Source organism: Micromonospora sp. NPDC049799 (assembly GCF_040656655.1).
GTDB lineage: Bacteria > Actinomycetota > Actinomycetes > Mycobacteriales > Micromonosporaceae > Micromonospora.
The window spans coordinates 1-1,074 of sequence record NZ_JBFAMU010000911.1; the positions used below are offsets into that span (position 1 = coordinate 1).

The following is a 1,074-nucleotide window of genomic DNA, read 5'->3' on the forward strand; positions in this document are numbered from 1 at the left end:
GCCCTGGCCCGGTTCCGGACCACCCGACGCCGGAGCGCCGGGTGCGGGAGGGCCGGGCGGGGCCGAGCCCCGGCAACGGCTGCACCCGTTGAGTCCGGCCCTGCACGGGGCCAAGTCACTGGTGGTGGTCATCGCCGGCCTGTCCTGGTCGACGCTGTCCCGGGTCGGCTTCGGCTGGTTCGCGGTGATGGCCGCCGTGCTGGCCCTGGGCGCCACCGTGCTGGCGGTGGTGAGCTGGTACAACACCGGCTACCACGTGGTCGGCCGGGAACTGCGGGTGTACGAGGGCCTGCTCTGGCGGCGTACCCGGGCGATCCCGTTGGAGCGGCTCCAGGCCGTCGAGGTGGTCCGGCCGCTGCTCGCCCAGCTCACCGGCCTGGCCGAGCTGCGGCTGGAGGTGGTCGGCGGGGGCAAGACCGAGGCGCCGCTGGCGTACCTCAGCGTGGCCGAGGCGACGGCGCTGCGCCAACGGCTGCTGGATCTCGCCGGGCGGAGGCCACCGGTCGGAGCCGAGCCGTCCCCGGGCGGGCCGACGGGCACCGCGGAGGCCCCCGTGCCGCCCGGCCGGCCAGTGCACGCGGTCAACAACCGTGACCTGCTCATCAGCCAACTGCTCACCCCGCAGGCGTTCCTGATCCCGTTCGGCGTGGCGTTCGTGGTGGTCCAGTTCCTCTCCCAGGGCTCCTGGTCGTTCATCGCGGTGGCCAGCACGCTCACCGCGATGGCCGGCGTACTGCTGCAACCGGTGCGCCGGGTGCTGGACGACTGGAACTTCCGGCTGGCCCGGGACGCCGGGACGCTCCGGATCCGCAACGGGCTGCTGGAGACCCGCGCCCAGACGGTGCCACTGGACCGGGTGCAGACCGTCGGGGTGACCTGGCCGCTGCTGTGGCGGGTCCGGGGCTGGCTGCGGATGCGGCTGGAGGTGGCCGGCTACTCCGGCGGGGAGGCCGACGATCGCAACCGGCCGGACCGCCTACTTCCGGTGGGCGACCTGGTCACCGGGGAGACGATCCTTGCCGAGGTGCTGCCCGGCGTACGCCTCGCCACGCTGCCGCTGGTTCCACCTCCGGC

Annotated in this window: 1 protein-coding gene; it reads left to right on the top strand. The window is 74.4% G+C overall.

All coding sequences use genetic code 11. The features are described from left to right. Window positions 1-79: 79 nt before the first annotated feature. Window positions 80-1,074 (top strand): PH domain-containing protein (locus tag AB0I76_RS30570; RefSeq protein WP_357042804.1); only part of this gene is annotated, 995 nt, incomplete at its 3' end.